This window comes from Rugamonas aquatica, from assembly GCF_009380215.1.
GTDB classification, from domain to species: Bacteria; Pseudomonadota; Gammaproteobacteria; order Burkholderiales; family Burkholderiaceae_D; genus Rugamonas; species Rugamonas aquatica_B.
The window spans coordinates 240,453-262,259 of the sequence record NZ_WHUG01000009.1 but is presented as its reverse complement, the minus strand read 5'-3'; the positions used below and the strand labels follow the sequence as shown (position 1 = coordinate 262,259).

The 21,807-nt window shown below is 62.4% G+C and carries 21 protein-coding genes; 18 read left to right on the top strand and 3 right to left on the bottom strand.

Features of this window, described 5'->3' with window-relative positions; translation table 11 throughout:
* Positions 1-164 precede the first annotated feature (164 nt).
* Entirely contained in the window at positions 165-2,228 is a 2,064-nt protein-coding gene (locus tag GEV02_RS21830) for a SpoIIE family protein phosphatase (protein ID WP_152840069.1), read from the top strand.
* A gap of 7 nt (positions 2,229-2,235) precedes the next feature.
* Entirely contained in the window at positions 2,236-2,946 is a 711-nt protein-coding gene (locus tag GEV02_RS21825) for an ECF-type sigma factor (protein ID WP_152840068.1), read from the top strand.
* A gap of 82 nt (positions 2,947-3,028) precedes the next feature.
* Here GEV02_RS21825 and GEV02_RS21820 read toward each other — a convergent pair whose 3' ends face one another.
* Positions 3,029-3,562, bottom strand: coding sequence for a hypothetical protein (locus tag GEV02_RS21820; protein ID WP_152840067.1), 534 nt, complete (start codon positions 3,560-3,562; stop codon positions 3,029-3,031).
* A 485-nt stretch (positions 3,563-4,047) separates the two neighbouring features.
* On the opposite strand from GEV02_RS21820, the gene GEV02_RS21815 reads away from it, so the two are divergent.
* A complete protein-coding gene (locus GEV02_RS21815; RefSeq protein WP_152840066.1) occupies positions 4,048-4,671 on the top strand; it encodes a hypothetical protein in 624 nt (207 codons plus the stop codon).
* 72 nt (positions 4,672-4,743) lie between these two features.
* Positions 4,744-5,985: a tetratricopeptide repeat protein gene (locus tag GEV02_RS21810; protein ID WP_174999268.1), complete on the top strand. Its 1,242-nt coding sequence runs from the start codon at positions 4,744-4,746 to the stop codon at positions 5,983-5,985.
* A 122-nt stretch (positions 5,986-6,107) separates the two neighbouring features.
* Here the strand turns inward: GEV02_RS21810 and GEV02_RS21805 are convergent, their stop codons facing one another.
* On the bottom strand, positions 6,108-6,824 hold the full coding sequence (locus tag GEV02_RS21805) for a hypothetical protein (protein WP_152840064.1): 717 nt from the start codon (positions 6,822-6,824) through the stop codon (positions 6,108-6,110).
* A gap of 545 nt (positions 6,825-7,369) precedes the next feature.
* Between GEV02_RS21805 and GEV02_RS21800 the strand changes: the two genes are divergently transcribed.
* The gene (locus GEV02_RS21800) at positions 7,370-8,017 is read left to right on the top strand and encodes a hypothetical protein (RefSeq protein WP_152840063.1); all 648 of its coding nucleotides are present in this window, start codon (positions 7,370-7,372) and stop codon (positions 8,015-8,017) included.
* A 150-nt stretch (positions 8,018-8,167) separates the two neighbouring features.
* Here the strand turns inward: GEV02_RS21800 and GEV02_RS21795 are convergent, their stop codons facing one another.
* Positions 8,168-9,052, bottom strand: a complete 885-nt coding sequence (locus GEV02_RS21795) for a hypothetical protein (protein ID WP_152840062.1) — start codon at positions 9,050-9,052, stop codon at positions 8,168-8,170.
* 816 nt (positions 9,053-9,868) lie between these two features.
* Between GEV02_RS21795 and GEV02_RS21790 the strand changes: the two genes are divergently transcribed.
* The 13 genes from GEV02_RS21790 to GEV02_RS21730 all read left to right on the top strand — a co-directional run bounded on the left by GEV02_RS21790 (position 9,869) and on the right by GEV02_RS21730 (position 21,712).
* A complete protein-coding gene (locus tag GEV02_RS21790; RefSeq protein ID WP_174999266.1) occupies positions 9,869-10,327 on the top strand; it encodes a TcpQ domain-containing protein in 459 nt (152 codons plus the stop codon).
* Entirely contained in the window at positions 10,324-12,171 is a 1,848-nt protein-coding gene (locus GEV02_RS21785; protein ID WP_152840060.1) for a hypothetical protein, read from the top strand. Before GEV02_RS21790 ends, GEV02_RS21785 begins: the two co-directional genes overlap by 4 nt.
* Entirely contained in the window at positions 12,168-13,202 is a 1,035-nt protein-coding gene (locus GEV02_RS21780) for a type II secretion system protein (RefSeq protein ID WP_152840059.1), read from the top strand. The genes GEV02_RS21785 and GEV02_RS21780 overlap by 4 nt, the downstream gene beginning before the upstream one ends.
* Positions 13,203-13,228: 26 nt before the next feature.
* Positions 13,229-13,825, top strand: coding sequence for a prepilin-type N-terminal cleavage/methylation domain-containing protein (locus tag GEV02_RS21775; RefSeq protein WP_152840058.1), 597 nt, complete (start codon positions 13,229-13,231; stop codon positions 13,823-13,825).
* A gap of 63 nt (positions 13,826-13,888) precedes the next feature.
* Positions 13,889-14,149 carry a hypothetical protein gene (locus tag GEV02_RS21770; protein ID WP_152840057.1) on the top strand — a complete coding sequence of 87 codons (261 nt, stop codon included), beginning with the start codon at positions 13,889-13,891 and terminating at the stop codon, positions 14,147-14,149.
* A 2-nt stretch (positions 14,150-14,151) separates the two neighbouring features.
* On the top strand, positions 14,152-14,967 hold the full coding sequence (locus GEV02_RS21765) for a type II secretion system protein GspG (protein WP_152840056.1): 816 nt from the start codon (positions 14,152-14,154) through the stop codon (positions 14,965-14,967).
* 10 nt (positions 14,968-14,977) lie between these two features.
* Positions 14,978-17,377, top strand: a complete 2,400-nt coding sequence (locus tag GEV02_RS21760) for an ATPase, T2SS/T4P/T4SS family (RefSeq protein WP_152840055.1) — start codon at positions 14,978-14,980, stop codon at positions 17,375-17,377.
* On the top strand, positions 17,374-18,411 hold the full coding sequence (locus tag GEV02_RS21755; RefSeq protein ID WP_152840054.1) for a type II secretion system F family protein: 1,038 nt from the start codon (positions 17,374-17,376) through the stop codon (positions 18,409-18,411). Before GEV02_RS21760 ends, GEV02_RS21755 begins: the two co-directional genes overlap by 4 nt.
* 4 nt (positions 18,412-18,415) lie before the next feature.
* Entirely contained in the window at positions 18,416-19,558 is a 1,143-nt protein-coding gene (locus GEV02_RS21750; protein ID WP_152840053.1) for a hypothetical protein, read from the top strand.
* Positions 19,551-20,087 (top strand): hypothetical protein, encoded by a 537-nt coding sequence (locus tag GEV02_RS21745; RefSeq protein ID WP_152840052.1) that lies wholly within the window; start codon positions 19,551-19,553, stop codon positions 20,085-20,087. Before GEV02_RS21750 ends, GEV02_RS21745 begins: the two co-directional genes overlap by 8 nt.
* A complete protein-coding gene (locus tag GEV02_RS21740; RefSeq protein ID WP_152840051.1) occupies positions 20,087-20,596 on the top strand; it encodes a hypothetical protein in 510 nt (169 codons plus the stop codon). The genes GEV02_RS21745 and GEV02_RS21740 overlap by 1 nt, the downstream gene beginning before the upstream one ends.
* Positions 20,597-20,603: 7 nt before the next feature.
* Positions 20,604-21,167 (top strand): hypothetical protein, encoded by a 564-nt coding sequence (locus GEV02_RS21735; protein WP_152840050.1) that lies wholly within the window; start codon positions 20,604-20,606, stop codon positions 21,165-21,167.
* Complete coding sequence (locus GEV02_RS21730; protein ID WP_152840049.1) at positions 21,164-21,712, top strand: hypothetical protein; 549 nt, start codon at positions 21,164-21,166, stop codon at positions 21,710-21,712. Before GEV02_RS21735 ends, GEV02_RS21730 begins: the two co-directional genes overlap by 4 nt.
* Positions 21,713-21,807: the final 95 nt, after the last annotated feature.

The window sequence follows — 21,807 nt, the reverse complement described above, 5'->3', positions numbered from 1 at the left end:
CCGCTGCTGGGTGCCTTGCTGGCCGGTCCGGCGCTGGGCTTGGCCGCCGAGGCGGGCGCTCTGCCTCACTGGCGCGGCGCGGCGGCGCTGCTGGCTGCGGCCGCGGCGGCCTGGCTGGCGGTGCTGCCACCGATCAGCGCACCGGCGAACAGTCTGGGCGGGCCATGCTGATGCTGTTGAGTACACGGTTGACACTGGTGTTCGGCGGCGTGGCCGCCGCGTTGCTAACTGCCCTTGCGCTGGCCGCCGCCGGTTGGCAAGCAGGACAGGAAGAACGGCTGGCGCAGGTGCTGCTCGACATTCAGCGCATCGGTTGGCGCAAGATCGAGACGGCCGAGTTGGAGCGGTTGCAACGGCTGGCGGAAACGCTGGCTGAACAACTGGAGTTGTCTGGTGCGCTGACGGCCGACGGTCTGGCGGCGCGCGCGCGGATGCTGCGCCGCGGTGGTGGTGGCGCCCAGCTGGATGTGGTGGGCGCCGATGCGCAGCTGCTGTACAGCTCGTCGAGCGCATCGGTGGGCGAAGCCCAACTGGATGGCCCCGCCCTGCACCGGGTGTTGGCGGGGCAAGTAGTGAATGGCTTGACGCCGGTGGCGGGAGAGCATTTTGCCCTGGTGGTCGCGGTGCCGATCCGCCAGGCCGGCGGAGTTGCCGCCGCGTTGACCTTGGGCGTGCCCGTTGGCGCCGTGTTGGACGAGCTGGCCGGGAGTCTGGGGGCTGAGGTTGTCCTGTTCAATTTGCGGGGACGTGCGATGGATGGCGGCGGCCAACCTGCTTACGTGCGGCTCGCGCCGGCGGTTGCCTTGCGCCACGATGGCGTGATCGAGCTTGAGGACCATAGCGGCCGCCATCAGGTGACCAGCACTACGGTGGCTGGACTGGACGGGCGCCAGGTGGCTGGGTTGGCTGTGCTGCGCGACGTGTCCGCACAGCGCGCACGCGAGCGCTGGCGGCTGGGCGTCACGGCCGGCGCCACGCTGCTATTTACCGCCGCGGTACTGGTCTGGCTTTTTTTCCACGTGCGTCGTAGGTTCGCGCCGCTGGCGCGCGCGGTCGAGGTGCTGACGGCGCTGTCGCGCGGCGATACGTCTGTGGGCCTGGAGGTGGGCCCGCTGGACGAAGCCGGGCGTATCGCACTGGGCGTGGCCCGCCTGCGCGAAGAAATGATCAAGCTTGACCTGCTGCGCGAGGAGCGCAGTCGCGAGGCGCGCAGGCAGGAGCGGATTATCCGCGCGGAGTTGCGCCAGCTGGAGGAGACGCTCGATCCCGCCGGGCGCGCACCGGTGCCTGCCGGCTGGGTGGTGTTGCCGCCCAGCCGGCCTGACGCCGACGCCGGCGACCAGCTGGCCTTGCTGGCGAGTGTGCTGCAGGGCTTGTCCGGCCGGATCCGCGCGCAGCAGGCCAACTTGTTGCAACTGGTGCAGGACTTGAACGTGGCGCTGCGCACCCGCGAAGCCTTTGTCTCGCTACAGCAGGAATTGGTCATCGCGCGGCGTATGCAGTTGTCCATTTTGCCGCGCCAGTTGCCTGAGCGCGCCGATGTCGCGCTAGCCAGCCTGATCCTGCCGGCCAAGGAGGTTGGTGGCGATTTCTACGATTATTTCCTACTGGATGGCCGGCGCCTGGCCGTGGTTATCGCGGATGTGGCCGGTAAAGGGGTGCCGGCCGCGTTTTACATGGCCGTTTCGCGCACCCTGCTCAAGGTCAGCGCCGGGTTTGTACCTTCGCCGGCGGAGACCTTAGCCCGCGTCAACAATCTGCTGGCGGCGGAAAATGAGGAAATGATGTTCGTGACGCTGTTCTATGGCGTGCTGGACCTGGACACCGGCCGCTTTGACTACGCCAGTGGTGGCCACAATCCGCCGGCGCTGCGCCGGGGCGGCGTCAGCAGCCTGTTGTCCCAGCCCGGTGGCATGGCGCTCGCGGTGCAGACGGACTGCGTCTACGGTGAGGGCCGGTTGCAATTGCTGGCAGGCGACGTGTTGTTTCTGTACACGGACGGCATCACCGAGGCCAGCAACGACGAGCTGGAGCTGTTTGGCGACGCCGCGCTGCTGGCCGCGCTCGACGCATTGCCTGCCGATGCGCCGGCGGCGCACTACCCGCCCCAGGTGGAGAAGGTGTTGGCGGCCTTCGTCGGCACGGCCCCGCAAGCCGACGACATCACGTGCATGGCGCTGCGCTATGCCGGCCCGCATACCATCATAGATAATATTAATTGCGATTAAGCAATTAATGTGGCAGACTGTTTCCAGTCCCTGTGCGGCGCTGTTGCGACATGGCGCCGCTGCCAACTCAACCATTTTTTCAGCCGTGGCGTTTGTCCGACTGGAAGTGTGCGCCATGAAATCTGACCCAGCAAACAAGCCGGAAGTTACGGTTGAGGCTAGCCCATCGCCGGCATCGGCGCACCCGTCCCCGGAGCATGCAGAGAGCGATTGGGTATCGTCGCCGATGGTGTATCAGCGATTGAAGAAGCTGGCACGCAGTTTCATGTCGAAGGAACGGCAAGGTCATACACTGCAGGCAACTGATCTTGCGCATAGCGCCTACCTGAGGCTATTCGAGCAAGAGCACGACTTTGCCGGCAACCGCACGCAGTTTGTCGCGATGGCGGCGACCATGATGCGGCGCATCCTGGTCAATTACGCGATCAGCCGCAATGCTGAAAAGCGCGGCGCCGGTATCGATAACCTGACATTGGGAGCGGCCGAGTTTGTCCCTGCGCCGCCTGACCGTGTAATGGTGGATGTGATTACCCTGGACCGGGCATTGACAAGATTAAAAGAAATCGACGAGCGGATGGTGACGATTATCGAGCTGCGGTACTTTAGTGACCTGACCATTGAAGATACTGCGGAGGCGCTGGGCATCTCCGCAGCGACCGTTAAGCGCGAGTGGACTGCCGGGAAGTTGTGGTTGATGAAGGAAATGAGCAAGGAGTAGGCTACGCTGCAGCGAGCTCGTCGATCTGTTGCGGCAGGGCGGCTGGGATGGCCTGACCGCCTGCCGTGCCGGGTGTCGCAGGCTAGGCCACTGCTGGCGCGACAGCGGGCGTCGCCGCCGGGTGGTTCGCATGGCCGCAGGCGCAAGGCGTGGAGGGGACGCGGGATACGTGCGCCAAGCGGCTGCGTACCACTGCCACCGGCAGCACCAACAAAATGCCGGCCATATCAAGCGACAGACTGCCGTCGGTGACCAATAACAGCGTTGTCAGCAATTCGTACGGCAGGCCCGCGCTGGCGCCCCGTCGTAGCATCGCGACACCGCAAGCGCGGGTCGATGCCAGGCTGCGCGCCAGATTGAGCGCAATGCCAAATTCCCACCTGGCCCCGGCCAATGTCCCCTTGTGTGCCACCAGCGCTTGACGCGCGTCCAGGAAGTGTTGTCCGCTTTGGGGCGTGTCATGATGCTGATTCATCTCCCCCACGATAAATTCCGTTAACTCCGAATGATGACGTTCGACCAAGATGTCGAAGGTTTCTCCGATGCGTGCTCGTGGCAGATCTGCGCACAAGGGGTTGGTCGGAACGGAAACGTCTACACGGGTGTTGATTGACATATTACGGCTCCAGAAAGATGGCTGGGACAGCAAACAAGATGACATGTGGTCGACAATCCGGTCAGGCGTCGCTGGCGCTATTTTGCTGATAAATGGCGCCTGTTTGAGTTAACGCAAAATCAGCTGGAAAAACAGCTCATTTTTTTCTGATTTCTTTTTTTTGTTAATTTTGCAACCCCCCCCCTCCATGCCCAGGGCTAAGCGGTGCGTGCGCAATGCCGTGGTGGTCGGCAGCCAGACTCAGTCCCATCGACGCGGGGCGGTACTCCCCCCATCCCCAGTGTGGCCCCAGAGTGACTAAGCACGGCAGAAGACTGCCGGTTTAGTACGCTGCGGAGCTCAGTTCCCTACGACGGAAGGAACTCCCGGAGCATTGCCGTCACCAAGCAGGTGCCGGGCGACAGTGGTGGGTGATGGCCCCGCTCGCAGATGGGACCCGGTTCCTGTTTAACACTCTTCCCCTAATTTTAAGAAAGAAGTCATTCATGCATGTTAAAACCAAACGCAGCTGTTTAGACTGGGCGCTTCCGACGCTGGCAACGAATGCCCATGTCCAGCCTATCGCCACACCGCAGAGCAATGTGGCGATAGGGGCAGGCTTGCATAGCGCGTTGGCATCCGGTATCCCTCGTTCGGGGGGGGCGCTACGCGCCACGCCGGCGGCGCTGACTGCGCGTTCATACCATCAGGCCGAGAACGGTAGCGAGGAAATGGAAGACGGCCTCAGGAAGATGATGGCCCACTGCACCACAGTGGTTTGCTCGCAAGCGTTGGCGTTGGGCCTGAAGCGTGCCAGTGGCGCACAAAGCGTGCCACCCAATGCGCAGGCGTTGTCGGAGGCCATCCGAGACTTTGACCAACAGTCTTATGAATACCGTCGGGCCAAAGCGTTGTGCCAGGTCGCGCCAGGGCTGGCCGACCACCCGCAAGCCAAGCAGATGCTGGAAATCATGTCTAGCACACTCCCTCTGAGCATGCGGGCCATGAAGGAAACGGTCTTGCCCGAAATTAAACGTTTAGCGCGCAGCGACAGCGTGAAGGCTGAAGTCTTGCGGAATCGCCTTGAAGAATCGATGGCACGCTTATCGGCAGCGTGTGCGCTGCCGTAACGCACCATGTGCCGAATCAGCCCACGTACGGCGGCCGTTCTGCCGCGCCGTGGGCGAGCTCTAAGGAAACGCATGAAGATCAATTCCACTACGTTTGTGCTGAACGCGGCATCTCTTAAAATACCGGGCACCGTAAGTGCCATGTCCCCGCCAGCCGCCAACCAGGGTTTGGCGATTGAGGCAGAGGCGGATCGCTGCTACCGTAGCGGTGATGTGCGGCGGGCCCTGGTGTTGGCGCGCGAAGCTTTGTACCACCTGGGCGAAGCGGGCGACCGCGCCGGTGTCGCTCGATGCGTGCAGACTATCGGGTTTTTACAGTTTCAGCTGTCCGACATTCCGGGCGCGCTGGTCGCTTATGGGCAAGCGCTGCGGCTTTACCAGCGCGACGGCGATAGGAAAGGGGAAATGGTGGCACACAGCCGTTTGGCGGAGGCCTATCAGCATACGGGCGACCATGCGGAAGCGCTGGCTTGCCTGTACAAGGCCCTGACCATCGCCAAGGGCGAGGGCCACCTCGCCAGCGTTGGCGTTCTTCTCAACAATATAGGTGTTTCCCATGGTGAGCGGGGAGATGGCAGCGCCGCGTTGACATGTTACGCCAGAGCGTTGCGCATCCGTCGAGAGTTGGGGGATCTCGACGGCGAGGCCGCCACGCTGCACAACATCGGTGCCGCGCATGTTGAACTAGGGCGCTACCACGAGGCGCTGGCGGCCTTGGAGCGCGCCAGAAGCTTGCGCAGGGCCGCAGGCGACACCCTGGGCCTTGCGCGGACCCTGCTGTGGTTGGGCATTTTGCAAACGCAGCTACAGCAGGCGGAGGCGGCGACCGCGTGTTATGACGAAGCCTGGCGTCTGGCCGCCCAGGGGCCGCTGGACAGCCCCGGTGATGAGGCCGCTGCGCTGCATAATCTTGGCATCGCCGCGCTGGCGCGGGGGCAGGCCGCGCGCGCATTGCGCCTGCTTGAGCAGTCTGCCCAGATATTGATCAGGGCTGGTATGTGTGGCGCGCTAGCGAAAATATTTCACCAGATGGCCTTGGCCCATCAGATGCTGGAGCAGGTGCCGCAGGCGCTATACAACTGGGCACGCGCCAAGGCAATATATGAGAAGCTTGGCGACCGCGCCGCGTTGGCGGCGACGCTATTGTCGATCGGCGCAACGCTTTCGCAACAAGGCCAACTGGCGCAGGCCGGTCAGTTTTTAGCCAAGGCGCTCAGGCATCAGGAAGCCTTGGGGGACACGCTCGGCCAGCAGCAGACCCGCGTCTTGCTATTGCGCCTGCGCGAAATGCAAGATCAGTCCGCGGGGACCTGAGCTTACTCGGGTATTGTTCACGCAACGGCAACATCAAGGTACGCGCACCAAGAGACCGGTCACTTCAGGGGGGGGGGGATACACGAGGCCCGCCCCAGCTTGTTGCTGGGGCGAGCGGGCAATCAGGGAGGCGCTTCACCGGCGCCGTTCGTGCGCGGTGATATAGGTGTCGCCGACGAAGCGCATTGTGCTTCGTCGGCCATGGCTAACTTTGATTGACCGAATCGCCTGTATTGAAGAAACTCCCCGATCAAAGCGACTAATTCCTGGTGGGTCTGCTGATACTTTTTGCATGCATTTATTAGTGCGGCACCATGATCTTGTAGTTTGTAAGCCAAATCTGCAACCGCGGCTTTGTGCGTTTGCCATTCCTGCGGAGTACATTCGTTCTCTTTTTTCTCGGAAATTTTTTTTAGCAGGTGGTGCATTTTCTTATACTGAGTCAGTTGCTGTTGCGCCTCGTGCCTGCGTAGAGGGCGGGGTAGTGCCAGCGTCTTCGCAGCCGCAGAGAGTAGTGCATTGAATTGCGTATTCGGCGGTGCCGTGACCGATACGCTAGCGATGTTTTCGCCGTTCCACCAGCGTGAGAATCTTGTGCTGAAGCTTGGCCCCGCTCTATTCTGCGGGCGTGGAATCCTATTGCTGCTTTCCGCAGCGGGTACGGATTCGGCGTAAAGTTCATTTTTTTGAGGGAGCGGGGAGGTGCGCGGCATCCTGTGGAATATGCCAAGGAAGGCCTGCTCAACACGCAGCAGTCTTCGCCCCAGCCAACTCAGCGCCCAACTGTGATTGGATGTCGGGTCTAAAGGCTTCGTTGCACTGCTGGTACTCTCTAACATTGTCAAATTTCTCCTATTGTTTGGTATGCCTGGTGTTGCGGCAGCCAGCTATCCGATAGTCCTGGTCTCCGCGAGATGTCGCGGACTGGTCTGTGATCGCATTGAGAAGTAACGCCCATGATGTAAATAGTTCCGACGCGATCTCTCTTGGTGAGGATGCGGATCGGAGCGCGGTTCGGTGCGAGGATCTTGCTGTTCCTGTTACCCATCATCGACAGCGCGGCCACCACCAACGCAGCTGAACTCAATTTTGATAAATTTGGATAAACGAGCTAAACGGTATGCCCGAATGTGGCAATCCTGGCGTCGAAACTGGACCCGCGTCGTGCCGTTCTTCGACCACCGGCAGGGAATGCTGAACATAAAGGCATCGCGAATGCGATTGAATAAAGGGTTGTATGTATATTGTTAAGCCCCAACAAGGGGGCGTTGATGCGGCCCAGTCGCCATCCTGCTTGCCGGAGGGCGTCCCGCAAACTGTTGTGCCATGCTCGCCTGGCCACCGTTTGCCGCTCCATTGCACCATCGGCACGCAGGCGAGTACTTTGCTGACGTCACGCGTAGCCACTGGCGGCGCGAGCAATCGCCGCAGCAGTGTCGCGCCATTAGTAGCGGTGGGGGCTGACATCCTTCCATCGTGGGGCGTTCATTTCCCTGACCAGGCTGTCGTTTTTTCTGCTCTGCATTCCGCTGCGGTGCCTCGGGTGCTCGCTGAGCAAACTGCGACGTGTTGTTCATCGAATGACCGGGTGGCTTGCGAGGCGCCATCGCCAGCGCTTGTTGCTGTTCGAAAAAAACACCTGGGTCGCGCGTTCATGGTATGGCTCGTTGGCCCTTATCGCCGTTTCAAGGGGCGTCTTCGATTGAAGGCCTTGGCGAAGTCGCTGACTGCGATCCAGCTCAAGGGTGATCGCGTATGGGATTTGTTCTCGAAGCGCGTTTGGCCCCATGAGGTCGGGGGCCGCTGGGATTTCAAGGAGATGTTCGAGTCCTGCCTTGCTGAGTACATGCAAAACCTTGCGATGCTGAACAGGATCGATCCCGGCATAATTGCCCGAAGTGGCATCATGGAGCAATTCCGATCCGTATCGCTGACGTTCGAGCGCTTCCGGGATTTTGATCCCGTTATGCTGGAGACGTTGTACGTCAACTTGAAGGCGGCGTCACAGCGAGCTGCCAATGGCCTTGTATAGCGCTGGAATTGCGCCGGTCAGGCAGCGCTGGCGTTGCCTGACCGGGGGGGCAGTGGATGCCGCCGTCACCGCTGCCGTTTTGCTGTCCGGCCTGCCACCGCTTGAAATGACGGCGATGCGTCACTGCGTGGTGATTCGATCCTGATCGAATCAGTTGCAATGCCTATATAGTTTGGCGTAGATCACAGCGGCCTCATTGCACCACTCGCTGTATTTCCCCCATCCTTTGGCTGTGTGCATCGCGACAAATGAGGCGCCACTATTTTTTTGCGCAACTTGGGCATTGATGAAGTCGATCGATCCGTCCGGTACTTCATCTTTCCACTCTGGGTGAAGGGCGGAGCCGGCGGCCTGCAGCGCGTTGCGGGCTATCATTGCCAGCAACGCGTCATTCGCAGCGGCGCGAGCAGACCAGCTTAACTCTGACAGCGCGCGTTCCGTCATATCAACGGTCTCCATCGAGCGCATCGTCTCTACTGTCGTCGCGACGAGGTCCGCCGCCCGGGTGTGCATCTGTCCTATGGTCGTCTGCAGGCATGCATCAATCTGGTTGTCGGTGATGAGTCCCAAGCCTGACGCAGCGGTATAGATTTCACGAGCGCGATCCCAGACGGATGCGCGAGGGTCGGCTTGCTTGATCACCTCGGTAACTGCTGCATTGGTCAAGTTGATGGCAAGTCGTTTGTCATGGATTTCTCTTTGTGTCATGGCGGGGCGAATAATCTGGTCATACAAGGATTTAAAGTCTCGACTGCTCAACTCACGCTGGGTCTTGGCGGACAGCACCTGAAGCGCGTGTTCAAACTGCGCGAACAGTTCCTGGTTGCAGTCTACAAAACGTCTCCAATCGCCCTTTTTGTGAAGAGAAAAGTCATCGAGATCCATTTGGTGCGCCAGAAATCCCTGCGGACTGCGAACGTCGAGATTTTTAATGCGCTCGTCGTTGCATTGCTTGATCGTCTTGCTGTTCACGTCAATGGAGCGAATGTGCGGCGACAGCCACAGCGTGCAGAACCTACGCGAGGCAGTTTTCATTGGGTGTGGTCCTAGCCGTGGAGAAATCTGGCTGCGTGCTTTGGGTGAGGTGACGCGCAGCATTTGCGCATGGGGGGGGGCTAGCTGTGGGGGCGGGGCATCGGTGGCGTCGATATGCCGCTTTTCCGCTGGCGGCGGGGTATGGCCGGTGGGACGTCGGTTGGTGTTACTTAGCATGGTTTTCTCTTTCTAAGTTATTGATGGTCAAGCAGGCGGTGATCGCAGTATTGATCGCCGAAGAGGTTGGTATGGCTGTTGCCGCAGCTCGCGCCATGTCGGCCAGTCGATTGACCCGGCCAGCGACATCACGCAACGGATTTCTGCGTTGGTGATATGAATTTCGTTGTCATGCATTCCATAGAAAAGATTCAGCAGCCCAAGCAGGGTGCTTCTTAAACGGATGAGAGGGGATGCAACGGAGATCTCTGCGCGTCAACGCGTTGGTAACGAATGCCGTCCATGAGTTCCGGGACGGTGCGACTCAAATCAGCTCAAGCGGTACATGCCTCCAGTATCCCCAGGATTGCTCAAGCGCCTCGCTTGTCGTCGCTTGTGTCGATGACAATACATGGATGGCGCTGCAAAAATAATTGCCATTTGTAGTGGGAACTTTCTAAAGTGAACTTTTTTTCGGGTCGCAGTTACCCAAGCAGCATGACGCCAGATGAACGGCGAGACGGATGCGGAAGCAGGTTCCGGCATGCGGTCTACGGTTTGAAATTTTGTTTTCGCGAAGCATCGACGAGGGACGTGAACAGCGCTTCGTGTCGGTAGCTGCGCGGGGAATCAGCGATGGAACAATCGAAAGGAAGTGTAATGAAATGTCTTCTGCTTTCTCTGCTGCTCATGCCTGCCATGGCATCGGCGGTGTCGGCCAACGTGGTACAACCGCCCGCGCCCAGCTTGGGGCAAGTGGTGGCGCCAGGTAACGCGGTCCCGCAGGCAGCTGTGGCGCTGCCGTTTGGCGCTGACGTCAAGGGTGTGGCGTCGATGGCGTTCGTGAGCGAGGCGCAGCCGCAGGCCGCGTCTTTGCCGCAGTGGGAAATCAAGGCCGGCGCCAGCTTGCGTTCAACGTTGGATCGTTGGTGCGAACGGGCGGGCTATCGTCTGGTCTGGAACGTCGATGGTGGTTATCGTGCGCAAGGCGACCTGACGGTCGAAGGCGATTTCGCCAAGGCGGTGATGGAGCTTTTTGGCGCAATCCGCCAGGACCTGCATCTGCATGTGGACATTACGAAGAACAAACTGGTGCTGGTTGCACGAGGAGAGAAATGATGCGCATCCGTGACAAAGCGCTGGTCGTAGGCGTGGTGTGCGCGCTGGCTGGCTGCGCTCCACTGCAATTGAATCAGCAACGGTCAGAGCAACTGACCCAGGAGTCGCGCGTGGCGATGCAGAAGAGCCCGGCAACCGATATCAACCCAGTCGCCGTGCTTGACAGCTCGATCTTGCCGGTGTTGACGGTTAAAGATGAGAGTAGCAGCTGGTGGCTGTCGAACAAGCGCGTCAAACTGTTGAACGACAAGCGCCGCACGCTCAATTTGACGGAAGTCGTCAGGATGTTCTTTGAGCAGGGCATCAATATCAGCTCCTCCATCCCGCTCGACAGCTACACTTATGCCGGCCTGGGCGTGCAGGATATGGATGCTGAAATGGCGTTGAGCAGCATCCTGGGCGCGGTCGGCCTGGATTATGAACTCGATGATATCGCGCATACAGTGCTGATCCGTCCCATGGCGACGCGCAGCTGGAAGATCAACCTGGGTGATCGCAAGACCTCGTTCAGCGCGCGTAGCGGTGCCGGTGGCGCCATCGCGTCAGCCGGCGACACTGGTGTGAGCGCGCAGAGCGGTCAGGGCAGCCTGGGTGGTACGGCGCAGGTGTCAGGACAGGGGCAGGGACAGCAGCTGGCGGGGCAGGCAACGGGGCAGGGCGTGTCCGCCGCTGACTCCAGCGGCGGCATGGGCGGGGCGTCGATCAACAACAACGACGATTTTTGGGCCAGCTTGAGGGCCGAGCTGAAGGATCGGATGGAGGTGCTGTTGCCCGGTGTCGCCACCGGCGCCGCCGAACTGGCGGGCCAGCAGCCGGGCGTGACGGTGCCGGCGCCATCGCCGCTTGGCCGGCTCGCTGGCGGCTTCACCGCGAACAGTACCAACCAGAGCGCTGATTTCTACACCAGGAAGCGTATCGGCACCTTCGCCGTCAACCCGGTGACTGGCTACGTGACGGTGCAGGCGCCGCGCTGGCTGTTGAACGACCTGGATAAATACATTCGCCGCATTCAAGTGGAAAACAGCTATCGCATCACCTTCGTGGGTGAAATGATACTGGTCACCAGCAACAACAGCAACAGCGAAGGCCTGGACATCAGCAGCTTCGGCCGCTTCGCCAGCAGCCGCTATGGCGTGGCTTTCTCTAACAATGCCTTGGGTGGCGTCACCGTCAACTTCCCGGAGGGCGGCGCCATCCCCTCGATCACCACCGGTGGCCAGTCGCTAGCTGGCACGCTGCTGGGCGTGCGTAGCCCGCTGGACGGCTTGCAGGTGTTCAACGCCTATCTGCAGAACTACGGCACGGTCAATATTGTCCAGCGGCCCATCCTGGTGACCAGCAACGGCGTGCCCGGCCATTTTTCCCGCACCAGCAGGAAATATTTTGTGCAGTACAGCCAGGTCGCCGCGGCCGGCACCACCGGCGCAGCAGCGGTCGGCACGCAGAACCAGCTGATTCCCTTCGACTTCGGGACCACGCTGACCATCAATGCGCACTACGATTCCGAGGCGCAGCTGATACGGGCCGGCATCATCCTGGACCAGGTGGTGCAGGCCGGCACGCAGACTGTCTCGCAACAGGTGTCCACCGGCGCTGGGACCCAGGCCGTGGGGCAGGAGATCCCGCTACCGGCGACCTTTAAATATCGCGGTGAAGTACCGCTGCGTGACGGCGATCTGATCGTGATCGGCGGCCAGTCGGAGGACCAGAGCAACTCGGCCGATGCCGGTGTCACCGGGCTGAAGAACGGTCCGCTGGGCGCCATCTTCGGCCAGAAGAACAGCACCAAAGAATCTGGTACGTATTACTTCGCACTGCGCGTGAAATTGACGAAGCACGAATGATGAAGCGCCACCAACAAACCGGCGTCACGCTGGTCGAATTGATCGTCGCCGTCATGGTGCTGGGGATCTTGTCGATCGCGGTGTCGCCCATCCTCAACAGCTATGTGGCCAGCATGCGCGGCAGCTATGCCCGGAAACAGGAGGTCAACAACCAGACCATCGGCATCGCCTTGTTGCAGTACGCGCATGACAGCACTGCGTTGGGCACGCTGCCGCCACCCTATACCGGCGCCGGTTATTCCTCGACGGTGTTCAACCCGCTCGATGCGTCCGCCGCTGGACTGGCGTTGGCCGGGGCGTTGACGCAGTCGGGCGTCAACCCCAGTGAGCTCAACGATGACAACTATCCGGCACACCGGGTCCGCGTCTATCAACGCGTCGATGGACTGGTGGCGGCCTGGCCCCTGTATTTTCAGTCGGGGCCGCAGGTGGTGCTGACCTACCAGTTCGGCGTGGTCTACATGAGCGCTTGTGAACGGACGGCGGCCTGCAATCCGAGCGCGGCGAGCGGGGTACCGGGCGACAGCGCGGCGCTCACCGCGACCAACTACGGCAACTGGAGCACGTCCGGCGGAGACTTGGCGCCGTTCTTCGTGTCGACGCTGCCGCTGCAGAAACAGATGCTGGCCAATACGGCGCAAAAACTCGACCGTATCCGTGACGCCATGTTGTCGTATTTCCGGGCCCAGCAGAACACCGCCTCAGGGAACGACCCGAGCAACTGGTGGCTGCCCAACCCCGGCACCATGACGGTGGCGCCGGCCAGCGTGCCCGCCAACCAGGGATGCCACGACGGCTGGTATGACTTGTCCAGCACGGATGTGCTGGCCGGCATCGGCCTGTCGAAGGAGGAGTACGGCACGACGGCCTGGGGCGGGGCCATCGAATATTGCCGCGACTATGACGCGGACGGAAGCAAGGCGGCCAATGCCGCCCCGCACTACGCCGCGCTCAGAATCAATCGCAACGTCTCGGCGGGCGACCGGCCCGATGCTGGCGTAGTGGGAAACAACCTGTTGTTGACTTTTTAAAACCTGAACCTTTTTGGAGATTGAAAATGCGTGGAACTTATAAGCGTCAAAGTGGTGTCACTCTGATCGAACTGATCATAGTGGTGGTGGTGGTGGGCCTGTTGGCCATCGTCGGAGCTAAATCGTTCAGCAATGCCGGCATCACCGACAGCGCCAAGGCGCAGGCGATGTACGAGGCGGCCAGCAAGCTGTCGCAGAACGCGGTCTTGCTGGCGCAGGCGGCCGGCACCTCATCGGACGCGACGGCCAGTACGCTGCCCGCCGGCGGCGCCGGCGCCACCACCCTGCTCGATGTGCTGACCGGCGGCCCGACCAAGGTCAGTACCAGCTATCCCAACGCCTGGGCGCAGGCTGGTATAACACCGCTGTCCGATGTGGCCCAAGGTGAGGGCGCCAACTACAAGATCTCGAACTTTGCCGTGACGATGGCCGGGGGCGGCGCGCAGCCGCACAGCTTCAAGTTTGACAACGTGCCCGACTCGGTGGTGGCGGCGCTGGTGGTCAAATTCGGCTCCGGCACCACGCCGGCCAACGCGGCGGCAACCGACACGACGAACGGCGTTGTCCAGTATGGCGCCTCTGCCGGCGGCCTGCGCAGTGTGACAATCTTCCGTCAGCTGTAAGCGGCTGCGGTTTCCTCCTCCGCCCGCGATGCCGCGGGCGGCCACCTACACTTGGGATAAACCATGAGACATGAATATGCAGGGCGTGCCGGACAAGGCGGCGCCTCCCTGGTCGAGCTGACGGGAATGGTGATGTTGCTGGTGCTGGGCGTGTGGTTCGCCAGCGTCGCGCTTCACGACGCTGAGTTGCTGGCGCAAATCACCGTGCCTGCGCCAGCAACCAGCGGCCGCAACGCCGATTACGGCATCGTCGGCTGGTCGGTGATGCGTGGTGGCGAGGCCAGCCCCGCCGCCGCCAACGCCGCGCTTTTGAGGCTACGGTAAGCATGTACGCCATCGTTGTTTCCGCGATGCTGTTGGCGCTGGCCTCGGCGCTGTCCGTGCAGGCCGGACAGAATTTTGATTTGATGCGCGCGTACCGGGCCAACGCCCAACGCACCCAGCTGGTGCTGTTGGCGGAACATCTGGAACAGTACTATCTGGAGCGCGGCGCCTACCCGGCCGAGCCGCCCGGAGGCGGCTTGGCGGCGCTGACGCAAACGCCAGGCTACGAACAGGTCCGGTCGCTGCTGTCCGCTTGGCAGGGGTATGCGCTCAGCGCGATGCTGACGGACGGCGTCTGGCGCTACCAGCGGATGGTGGCGTACGCGGTCGATCCATCCCAAGGCCGCAGCCGCGCCGACTATCTGGCCGTCAACGCGTGCGGCGCGGGCGGGTTTGCGACCGCGGCCAGCTGGTGTGGCGCTAGCAACAGCGTCTGGTTCCGCAAGGAGACGCGCCAGGGCATGAACGATGCCGTCAGCAACGAACGGGCGCGGCTGCGGCGCACCCTGCAAAAGCTGGGCGACTCCTATTCGTCGCAGGGGGCGTTCCCGGCCAGGGACCATGCCGGCATCGCGCTGGCCGCCGGCACCAGCTACACGCTGGCGGCGCTGGTCGGCTACGGCGGTGGCGCGGCCGGCTGTCGCGACGTGTATGTGTGGCGCGGCGTGCCGCTCGGTTGCGAGGATTTGTTTGACGCGTGGGGCGGGGCGGTGGGGCTGGCGTTCACGTCTGACCAGGCCGTCTCGTTGATCAGTGAAACACCGTTAGTGAATGCCGCAGGCACGCCGTTGGTGGTGGCCGCTGGCTTCACGATGTAGGGAAAGGACGATGAACGCTATGGAGTATGTCAATGTGGGGCACGAGGCGTCGGCGGCGCTCGCCCGCGAGTGGGGGTGGAGCGCGGCCAGTGGCGCGGTGCTGGAGCTGGCCGCGCTGGCCGTGCGCCTGAGGCGTTGCGGCGGTGGCGAGTCGCTGGTGGAGATGGGCTTGCTGGAGGCCGACGAGTTGCAACGCCGGCTGCAGCGCAAGCCGGCCGGCATTGGCGCGCTGGAGTGGCTGGGGCAAACCGATTCCGGCCTGCGCACCGCCGCGCAGAAGGCGCTGGCGCTGCGCGCCGGCCATGCGTATTACGAGTCGCTGGCATGGCTGACGCCACACCGGGCGATGCGTGACGGCCCGGTGCGGGCGGAGTGCGAGGAGTTCGACGCGGCGCTGATGCTGACCGATGACCAGCGCGCCGTACTGGTGTTTGCCACCTTCGCCGACCTGCGACGCCACGCCGAGGCGGAGCGCGGCGGCAGCGCTGCGCTGGCGCCATTGTCGGCCTTGGGCCCGCCCGAGCAAGTCCGCGCCGCGCGGCAGAGCGCCGGCGAAGGCGAAGGCGCGGAGGCGCATGCCGCCATCGCGCGCCAGTGGGGCTGGACGCTGGCGGGACGCGAGATCTTGGCGCTCGCCAGCCTCGCGGCCCGTTTGCGCCAGTGCGACGACGGCGAGGCGTTGGTGGAACTTGGGCTGCTGAGCAAAGTCCAGTTGGTCGCGTTACAGGAGCACAAGCCGAGCGGCATGCGCACGCTGGAGTGGTTCGCGCAGTCGGACCCCGGGGTGCGCTCGCAGATCGAGAAGGTCATGGCGCTGCGCACCAGCTACGCCTACTATGAGTCGCTGGATTTGCTGGCGCCGCATGCCGCCATGCAGGACCCGGCGGTGCTGGCCAAATGCTACGAGTTGGACGCCGCGCTGATGCTGATCGAGGATAAGACCGTGGTGCTGGTGTTTTCAGCCTATGGCGATATGCTGCGCTATGCCACGGGCGGCCTGGAAGAACGGATGAACGATGTCATCCGAAAAAATGCCGGACTGGGCGGTGCGGAAGACAATTTGTTGGTCGCGGTGGGCAAGCGTGACCATGTGATCGCCCGGCTGGCCATCGCCAAGGGCAAGGATGTACAGAGCGAAAGCAATATTGTGGCGATGTGGTATGGCGCCAACGCGGTCGACAAGGCCGAGCGGATGATGGCGCGCATCCTCGACCACGCGCTGTCCCACCAAGTGACGGACGTTGCCATTTCGCCCGAGCGCGGGGCTGGCTCGGTGGTCGAGATGCGCCGTCTGCGGGACATGGTACCGTGTCCGGTGGCCGAGCGCCTGTCAGTCGAGGAGGCCGGCAAGATCGTTGATTTCCTGCTGGCCAAGTCGGGGGCCAACCCCAACCTGGCCAAGGTGCGGGAACCGCGTGATGGCAACATCATCTACCGCTCGATCGCCGGCGACGCCGAGATGCGTCTGTCGTTCATTCCGATGAACCAGCCGGGCGAGTACCTGATGTCGGTCAGTATCCGGTTGATGGCGCGCACCGAGGCCACCATCCAGTTGGAGAGGTTGCAGCTCGACGCCAAGGTGCGGGCGCAGATCGCCGCCGCCGCCAAGATGAGCAAAGGTTTCATTCTGGTGGTGGGCGGTACCAATACGGGAAAAAGCACCACGGTGGGCGGCGCGCTGGAAGAAAACTACCGGCATTTCGGCCGTAGTCGCAAACGCCTGTCCCTGGAGAAGCCGGTCGAGCGTCTGCTGCGCGGGGTCACCCAGGTCAATGTGCCGGCCACCATGGAAGACGCGTTCGACCGCTACCTAGAGGCATTCAAACGGCATGACCCCGACGTCATTTTTGTCGGCGAGATCCTGGGCGCGGTGACCGCCAACGCGGCCGTCACGGCGGCCATCTCGGGCCACCTGGTGTTTTCCACCACGCACGCCAACGATGCCATGCTGGGCTACGACAGCGTGGCGCAGATGCTCGATCCAAACAAGCGCTACCAGTTCATCGAAGCGCTGTCGCTGATCGTCGCCCAGGACATGGTGCGCGATGTCTGCCCGCACTGCGGCAGCTTGCATGCGCCGACGCAGGAGGAGGCCGAGCTGTTCGCCGCCTACTGCGACTTTAAGAGCCTGGACGAGCCGCTGCCGGAGCGCACAATGCACATCACGCCCGGCGGCTGCAAGCATTGCGCCCACAGCGGCGTTGCCCATATCCTGCCCATAAATGAGGTTTTGCCAGTGACGCGGCGCGTCAAGAACGCCATGTTTGGCATGCTGGGCGGGGCTGTCATCGGCGCCGACGGAGAAAACCGGCGCGACGTCATTGCCGGCGCCCGCACCGCGACACTGTTCAGCTCGGCCATGGCGCTGGTGCGCGCAGGCCGCATTGAGTTAGGGGATGCGATCCAATGATGAATCTTAAGGAAATCCAGGCCGCCGCCGCCGCCCTGGGCAACCAGCTATCGGCGGGCGTGCCGGTGTTGGCGGCCACCGAGCGCATGGCGCGGTTTCAGCCGGCCTACGCGGCGTTTTGGCGCGAGGTGGCGCAGGGGGCCTCGGCCGGCCAGACGCTGTCGTCCTTCCTGGGTCGGGTATGGCCGGCCACGCTGGTGAGCGTGGTCCGGGCAGGGGAAGAGAGCGGCACGCTGCCGGTGGTGCTGGAGCGGATCGAAGCGACTGTCGAGTTGCAGCGGGAAATGTATAAGTTGATGAGCGAACTGGCGTATCCGGTCGGTTTCGGTGCGCTCGGTCTCGCGGTCTTTGTGTTTTTTATGGTGAAGGTGATCCCGGCGCTGTCGAGCTCACTGGGCGTGGGCAACCATGGTTTCGTGTTTGAGTTGTCGACCTGGATGAGCGGCATGGTGGCGCAGCATTGGCTGGGCATGCTGTTGGGCGGCGGCGGCCTGGCCGGCGCCGCCGCCTATTGGCTGTCGCAGGCCGACAACCGCAGCAAGGTGGCCGATCTGATGCTGAATGCGCCGGTGGTCGGCGACGCGCTGCGCCATATCGCGTTTGGCATCTGGGCGCACTACATGGCCCTGATGGACGCCACTGGCAGCATACCGGTGACGGAGGGACTCGATATGACCAGTGCGGCCCTGCCGCCGTCGCTGCGGGAGGGCATGCGCCGCATGTCGGTCGAGGCCGTAGTGCGCGGCCTCGGCGATGCTGCCGATCCCGACCGGCAGCCCGACGGTGACAGCCGCCGTACCTGGCCCTTCTACATCGGCAATGCCTTTCTGATTGCCGAAGAGACGGGACGGCTGGACGTTGAATTATTGCGGGCGGCGCGCGCCATGCTCAAGCACGGCAAGGAAAAACTCAAGGTGGCGCTGTGGTTTGCCAACGTGATCGCGCTGTTCGTCTCGGCGGTGTTGATCGTCGGGCCGCTGGCCGCATACTACATACAGCTCGGCATTGCGCTGGCTGATGCGATGAAAGGATAGAGAGATGGCTATGTTTGGCAAAGGCCGGCGCGTGCAGGCGCCTTGGTCGTTCGTATCGAGCAGTGCTCATCTGGCTGGCGTGGCGCGCAACAAGGCGCTGCTGGTTGGTGCGGCGGTGTTTGTCTCAGCGCGCGATGTGCCGGCCGCGGGGTATTTGAAACTGGTGCCGCGCAAGGGAGTCGAAGGGGTGGCAGGCTGGTTGGCCAAGGATCCACCCAGGGTACATGTGGCGGTGGACCAAGCGGTGGTGCAGGCTGCCGCCAAGGGGGTGCGTTTCGCCCTGGCGATTGACGCCTACCTGCGGTGGGGGCTGGCGAGCCGCGGCAAGGTGTTGTTGATCGGCGGCGCCGAAGGCCCCAGCGAGACCACGCTGGATGTTTTTGTGTTTGAGGAAGGCCGCTTTGTCGGCTATGAGAACAAGTCGCTGCCGGCGCGCAGCGTGCCGCACTTTCAGGCCATGCTGGCCTCGTTGCTGGACGATTACGCGCTGCAAAAACCCGGGTACAAGGTGGTCCAGGCGGCGCCGCTGGCGCCGTTCGGCGAGCATTTTCCGCAAATCGCCTACCTGGGCAGCGAGTTGTTCCACAAGCTGGTGTTCCGGCCCTTGGCCTTGCACGCACAGGAAAGGGGGGGCGGTCGTCTGACGCCAGCCGCGCTGGTGGCGGCCGGCGTGCTGGTCTGCGGCGGCGCCATCGGTAAAGGCTGGAGCGAATATCACGCCGCCACCACATTTTATGAGCGCGAGGTGGCCGATCCTATAGTCACCGGCAAAGGCGGGCTGAATAGCGGTTTGATCGATACGATCCAGCAGCGCCGCTTTTTTCTCGACGATGCGCGGGCCCAGGTATCGATGGTGGAAAAGGCGCGCAGCCTGGTGGTGGGCGTGGGCGGGATCGCGCAGTTGAAGATCATCGAAATCCGGCTGCCGGCCGCGGCGGCCTCCGCGACATCCGGCGCCGAGCGCCCGCCGGATGTGTGGCTGCGCGTATCGGTGCCGCTTGAGGCGCGCTCTGCGATGGAGCAGGGCAAGGCGCTGATGGAGCAGGTAGCGGCCAACACCGGCATGGACATGCGTCTGGCGCGCCAGGGGTGGTCGGACGATGGCAAGCGGCGTATTTTTATTTTGGAGGGGTTCAACCATGCATAAAGTGGCGAACCGCAGTTTGCTGTTGACCTTGCTGTCGCTGTCGCTGGCGCTGGTGCTGACGCAGGCCGGTCTCAAGGGGTACGCGACGCTGGCGGCGAAGGCAAAAGAGCAGAACGCCATCACTGATTCGGTGGTGCGTTGGAAGCATAGCTACCTGGCGTTGGCCGGCACACAGGAACGCTGGGGGAAAACCTATCGCGCCGCATCGACCATTCCAGACATGTTGTCGCTGGTGGCACTGATGGACTTGCCGGCCTATGGTTTGCGCGCCAGCACCGATACGCTGGTGCTCAAGACGGCCGAGCAGCTCAAGGCCAACAATATCGAGCTCGGGCTAACCAAGCTGTGCCTGGGCACGGCTGCGGAACATTTTGTGGTGGAGGCGGGCAGTTATGACGCGCTGTTACGTGGCCTCGACAAGCTTGCCCACCGGGCTGACGTGGTGGTCGATAACGTCAGCATCGTCGGCGAGAAAGAGGTGCCGCAGGCGAAGCTGGGCGAGTTGTGTCTTCTTTTCCGGAGCGAATAATGTTTAACAAGGCAAAACTGGGCAATTGGTCCGCCGTTCTCGTCGCGCTATATGCGTTGACCATCTTTGGCATCTGGTCGCTGGCCGAGTACGTCAACGTCAACCTGGCCGGGCTGCCCATCAAACGCATGGCCAGCAAGCAGGATGTGCAGACGGCGCTGGACGTCAAGAAACTCTTCCCCGTGTGGGTAGCCAGCAGTGAGCGCGGCGGCGAGGTCACGGCCGAGGGCTCGGTGGAGCAACTGTTCAAGGCGGCGCCGGCCGTTGCCGAGTCGCCGGCGCCAACGGCGCAACCAGACTACGCCGCGCTGCTGGCCAGTCGGCTGGTGCTGGACAGCATCACGGCGTCGGGGGCTTTTATCAATGGCAAATTTTACCGGGTTGGCGAGGGCGTCACGGATTTCGAGTATCCGCTGCACGGTAAACAAATCATCCCGGTGTTGGAGCGGCTGGGGCCGAAATCCGTGTTCATTGTACATGGCGCGCGCAGGATAGAACTTTCACTGTGAGGCCGGCATGCCTGACTGGGAGGATTTTAAATACGAGCACCCCGCGCTCTACCGCGGTGTGACGGCGGTGGCGATGGCGGTGCTTGTCAGCGCGATGGTGGTGGCGGTGCCGGACAACGACGCGACACGGGCCATGGGGTTAATGGCGCTGCGAGATCGCGGCCGCGCCGCCTGTGGTGCCATGTACTGGGAGACCAGGGCGGGCCTGGGGGCGGGCGTGGCGCTGTCGCCGCAGGTGCACTACGGTTTCGTGACCGGTGCCGATGGCGACGGTGCGGTGCTGATTTCGGTGCCGGAGAATCAGGTGTTTGTCGCGCGCAAGGTCAAACTGGCGAATATCCGCGTCACCGATTTGCAGGGCGAGGCGGCCCTGATCAAGGAAAAGCGGCAAATGGACGCTCGCGTCGAACTGTACGGCGACGCGGCGGTTATCTGGATCGAAGGCACACCCTTGAATCTGGCGCTGGTGAGCGCCGACATGGCGGTGCCCGACCCCAATCCCCCGACCAATATCGTGGATCGGGTTTTCGCAACACATCTTTGGAATAAAGTGAAAGGGAACAAAGAATGAAAAGCAAACTGACGGCGGCCTTGCTGGCCGCGCTGTGCTCAACGGGCGCATGGGCCGCCACTGGCCCTGCCTGGGCTTGGAGCGTCGGCAAGATCAGCAACAATGGCAGTGTGCAAGTACAGGCACTGAACGGTGGCGGCAGCTACGACATTGTCCAGAATCCCACCGGTGCGGTGGCAAAAGCCAATCAGAGCGCGATGACGCAACCACCGACCGTGATCGTCCAGTCCACTGGCAGCGCGCCGCCGTTCAATTACAAGGACGACTGCTGGGTTGTGAACACGGTGGCAGGGCGCTTTTTTGGCGCCGGCAAGGTCGATGCGGGAAAGTTTACCGGCCTGATGGCGCCGCTGAACGGGATGGCGGCCGCCACTGCGGGCAAGTCCTTGCTGTCGGCCATGCTGGCTCTGCAAATGGACATGTCCAATACGCAATCCGTACTGACCTACTGCGGCGCCGATGTCAACTGTTTGGGCGCTGGCGGCGATCCCATCGGTGTGGTGATGGCTATGCCCTTGGTCTCTTATGAAAAATGTTACCCCTGAGCTTGATTGACGCGATCCGCACCGGCCTCACGGGGCGGATCGCGCGTGGCCGGCGATGCCCTACTCACTGGGAGTGTCAAATGCTAGGAAAACTT

Excerpts from the sequence above, each read along its gene's own strand:
- GEV02_RS21740 (WP_152840051.1), top strand. The coding sequence starts at position 20,087 with ATGTTTAACAAGGCAAAACTGGGCAATTGGTCCGCCGTTCTCGTCGCG.
- GEV02_RS21810 (WP_174999268.1), top strand. The coding sequence starts at position 4,744 with ATGAAGATCAATTCCACTACGTTTGTGCTGAACGCGGCATCTCTTAAA.
- GEV02_RS21775 (WP_152840058.1), top strand. The coding sequence starts at position 13,229 with ATGCGTGGAACTTATAAGCGTCAAAGTGGTGTCACTCTGATCGAACTG.
- GEV02_RS21805 (WP_152840064.1), bottom strand. The coding sequence starts at position 6,824 with ATGTTAGAGAGTACCAGCAGTGCAACGAAGCCTTTAGACCCGACATCC.
- GEV02_RS21745 (WP_152840052.1), top strand. The coding sequence starts at position 19,551 with ATGCATAAAGTGGCGAACCGCAGTTTGCTGTTGACCTTGCTGTCGCTG.
- GEV02_RS21820 (WP_152840067.1), bottom strand. The coding sequence starts at position 3,562 with ATGTCAATCAACACCCGTGTAGACGTTTCCGTTCCGACCAACCCCTTG.
- GEV02_RS21765 (WP_152840056.1), top strand. The coding sequence starts at position 14,152 with ATGTACGCCATCGTTGTTTCCGCGATGCTGTTGGCGCTGGCCTCGGCG.
- GEV02_RS21815 (WP_152840066.1), top strand. The coding sequence starts at position 4,048 with ATGCATGTTAAAACCAAACGCAGCTGTTTAGACTGGGCGCTTCCGACG.
- GEV02_RS21780 (WP_152840059.1), top strand. The coding sequence starts at position 12,168 with ATGATGAAGCGCCACCAACAAACCGGCGTCACGCTGGTCGAATTGATC.
- GEV02_RS21755 (WP_152840054.1), top strand. The coding sequence starts at position 17,374 with ATGATGAATCTTAAGGAAATCCAGGCCGCCGCCGCCGCCCTGGGCAAC.
- GEV02_RS21730 (WP_152840049.1), top strand. The coding sequence starts at position 21,164 with ATGAAAAGCAAACTGACGGCGGCCTTGCTGGCCGCGCTGTGCTCAACG.
- GEV02_RS21785 (WP_152840060.1), top strand. The coding sequence starts at position 10,324 with ATGATGCGCATCCGTGACAAAGCGCTGGTCGTAGGCGTGGTGTGCGCG.
- GEV02_RS21760 (WP_152840055.1), top strand. The coding sequence starts at position 14,978 with ATGAACGCTATGGAGTATGTCAATGTGGGGCACGAGGCGTCGGCGGCG.
- GEV02_RS21750 (WP_152840053.1), top strand. The coding sequence starts at position 18,416 with ATGGCTATGTTTGGCAAAGGCCGGCGCGTGCAGGCGCCTTGGTCGTTC.
- GEV02_RS21830 (WP_152840069.1), top strand. The coding sequence starts at position 165 with ATGCTGATGCTGTTGAGTACACGGTTGACACTGGTGTTCGGCGGCGTG.
- GEV02_RS21795 (WP_152840062.1), bottom strand. The coding sequence starts at position 9,052 with ATGAAAACTGCCTCGCGTAGGTTCTGCACGCTGTGGCTGTCGCCGCAC.
- GEV02_RS21825 (WP_152840068.1), top strand. The coding sequence starts at position 2,236 with ATGTGGCAGACTGTTTCCAGTCCCTGTGCGGCGCTGTTGCGACATGGC.
- GEV02_RS21735 (WP_152840050.1), top strand. The coding sequence starts at position 20,604 with ATGCCTGACTGGGAGGATTTTAAATACGAGCACCCCGCGCTCTACCGC.
- GEV02_RS21770 (WP_152840057.1), top strand. The coding sequence starts at position 13,889 with ATGAGACATGAATATGCAGGGCGTGCCGGACAAGGCGGCGCCTCCCTG.
- GEV02_RS21790 (WP_174999266.1), top strand. The coding sequence starts at position 9,869 with ATGAAATGTCTTCTGCTTTCTCTGCTGCTCATGCCTGCCATGGCATCG.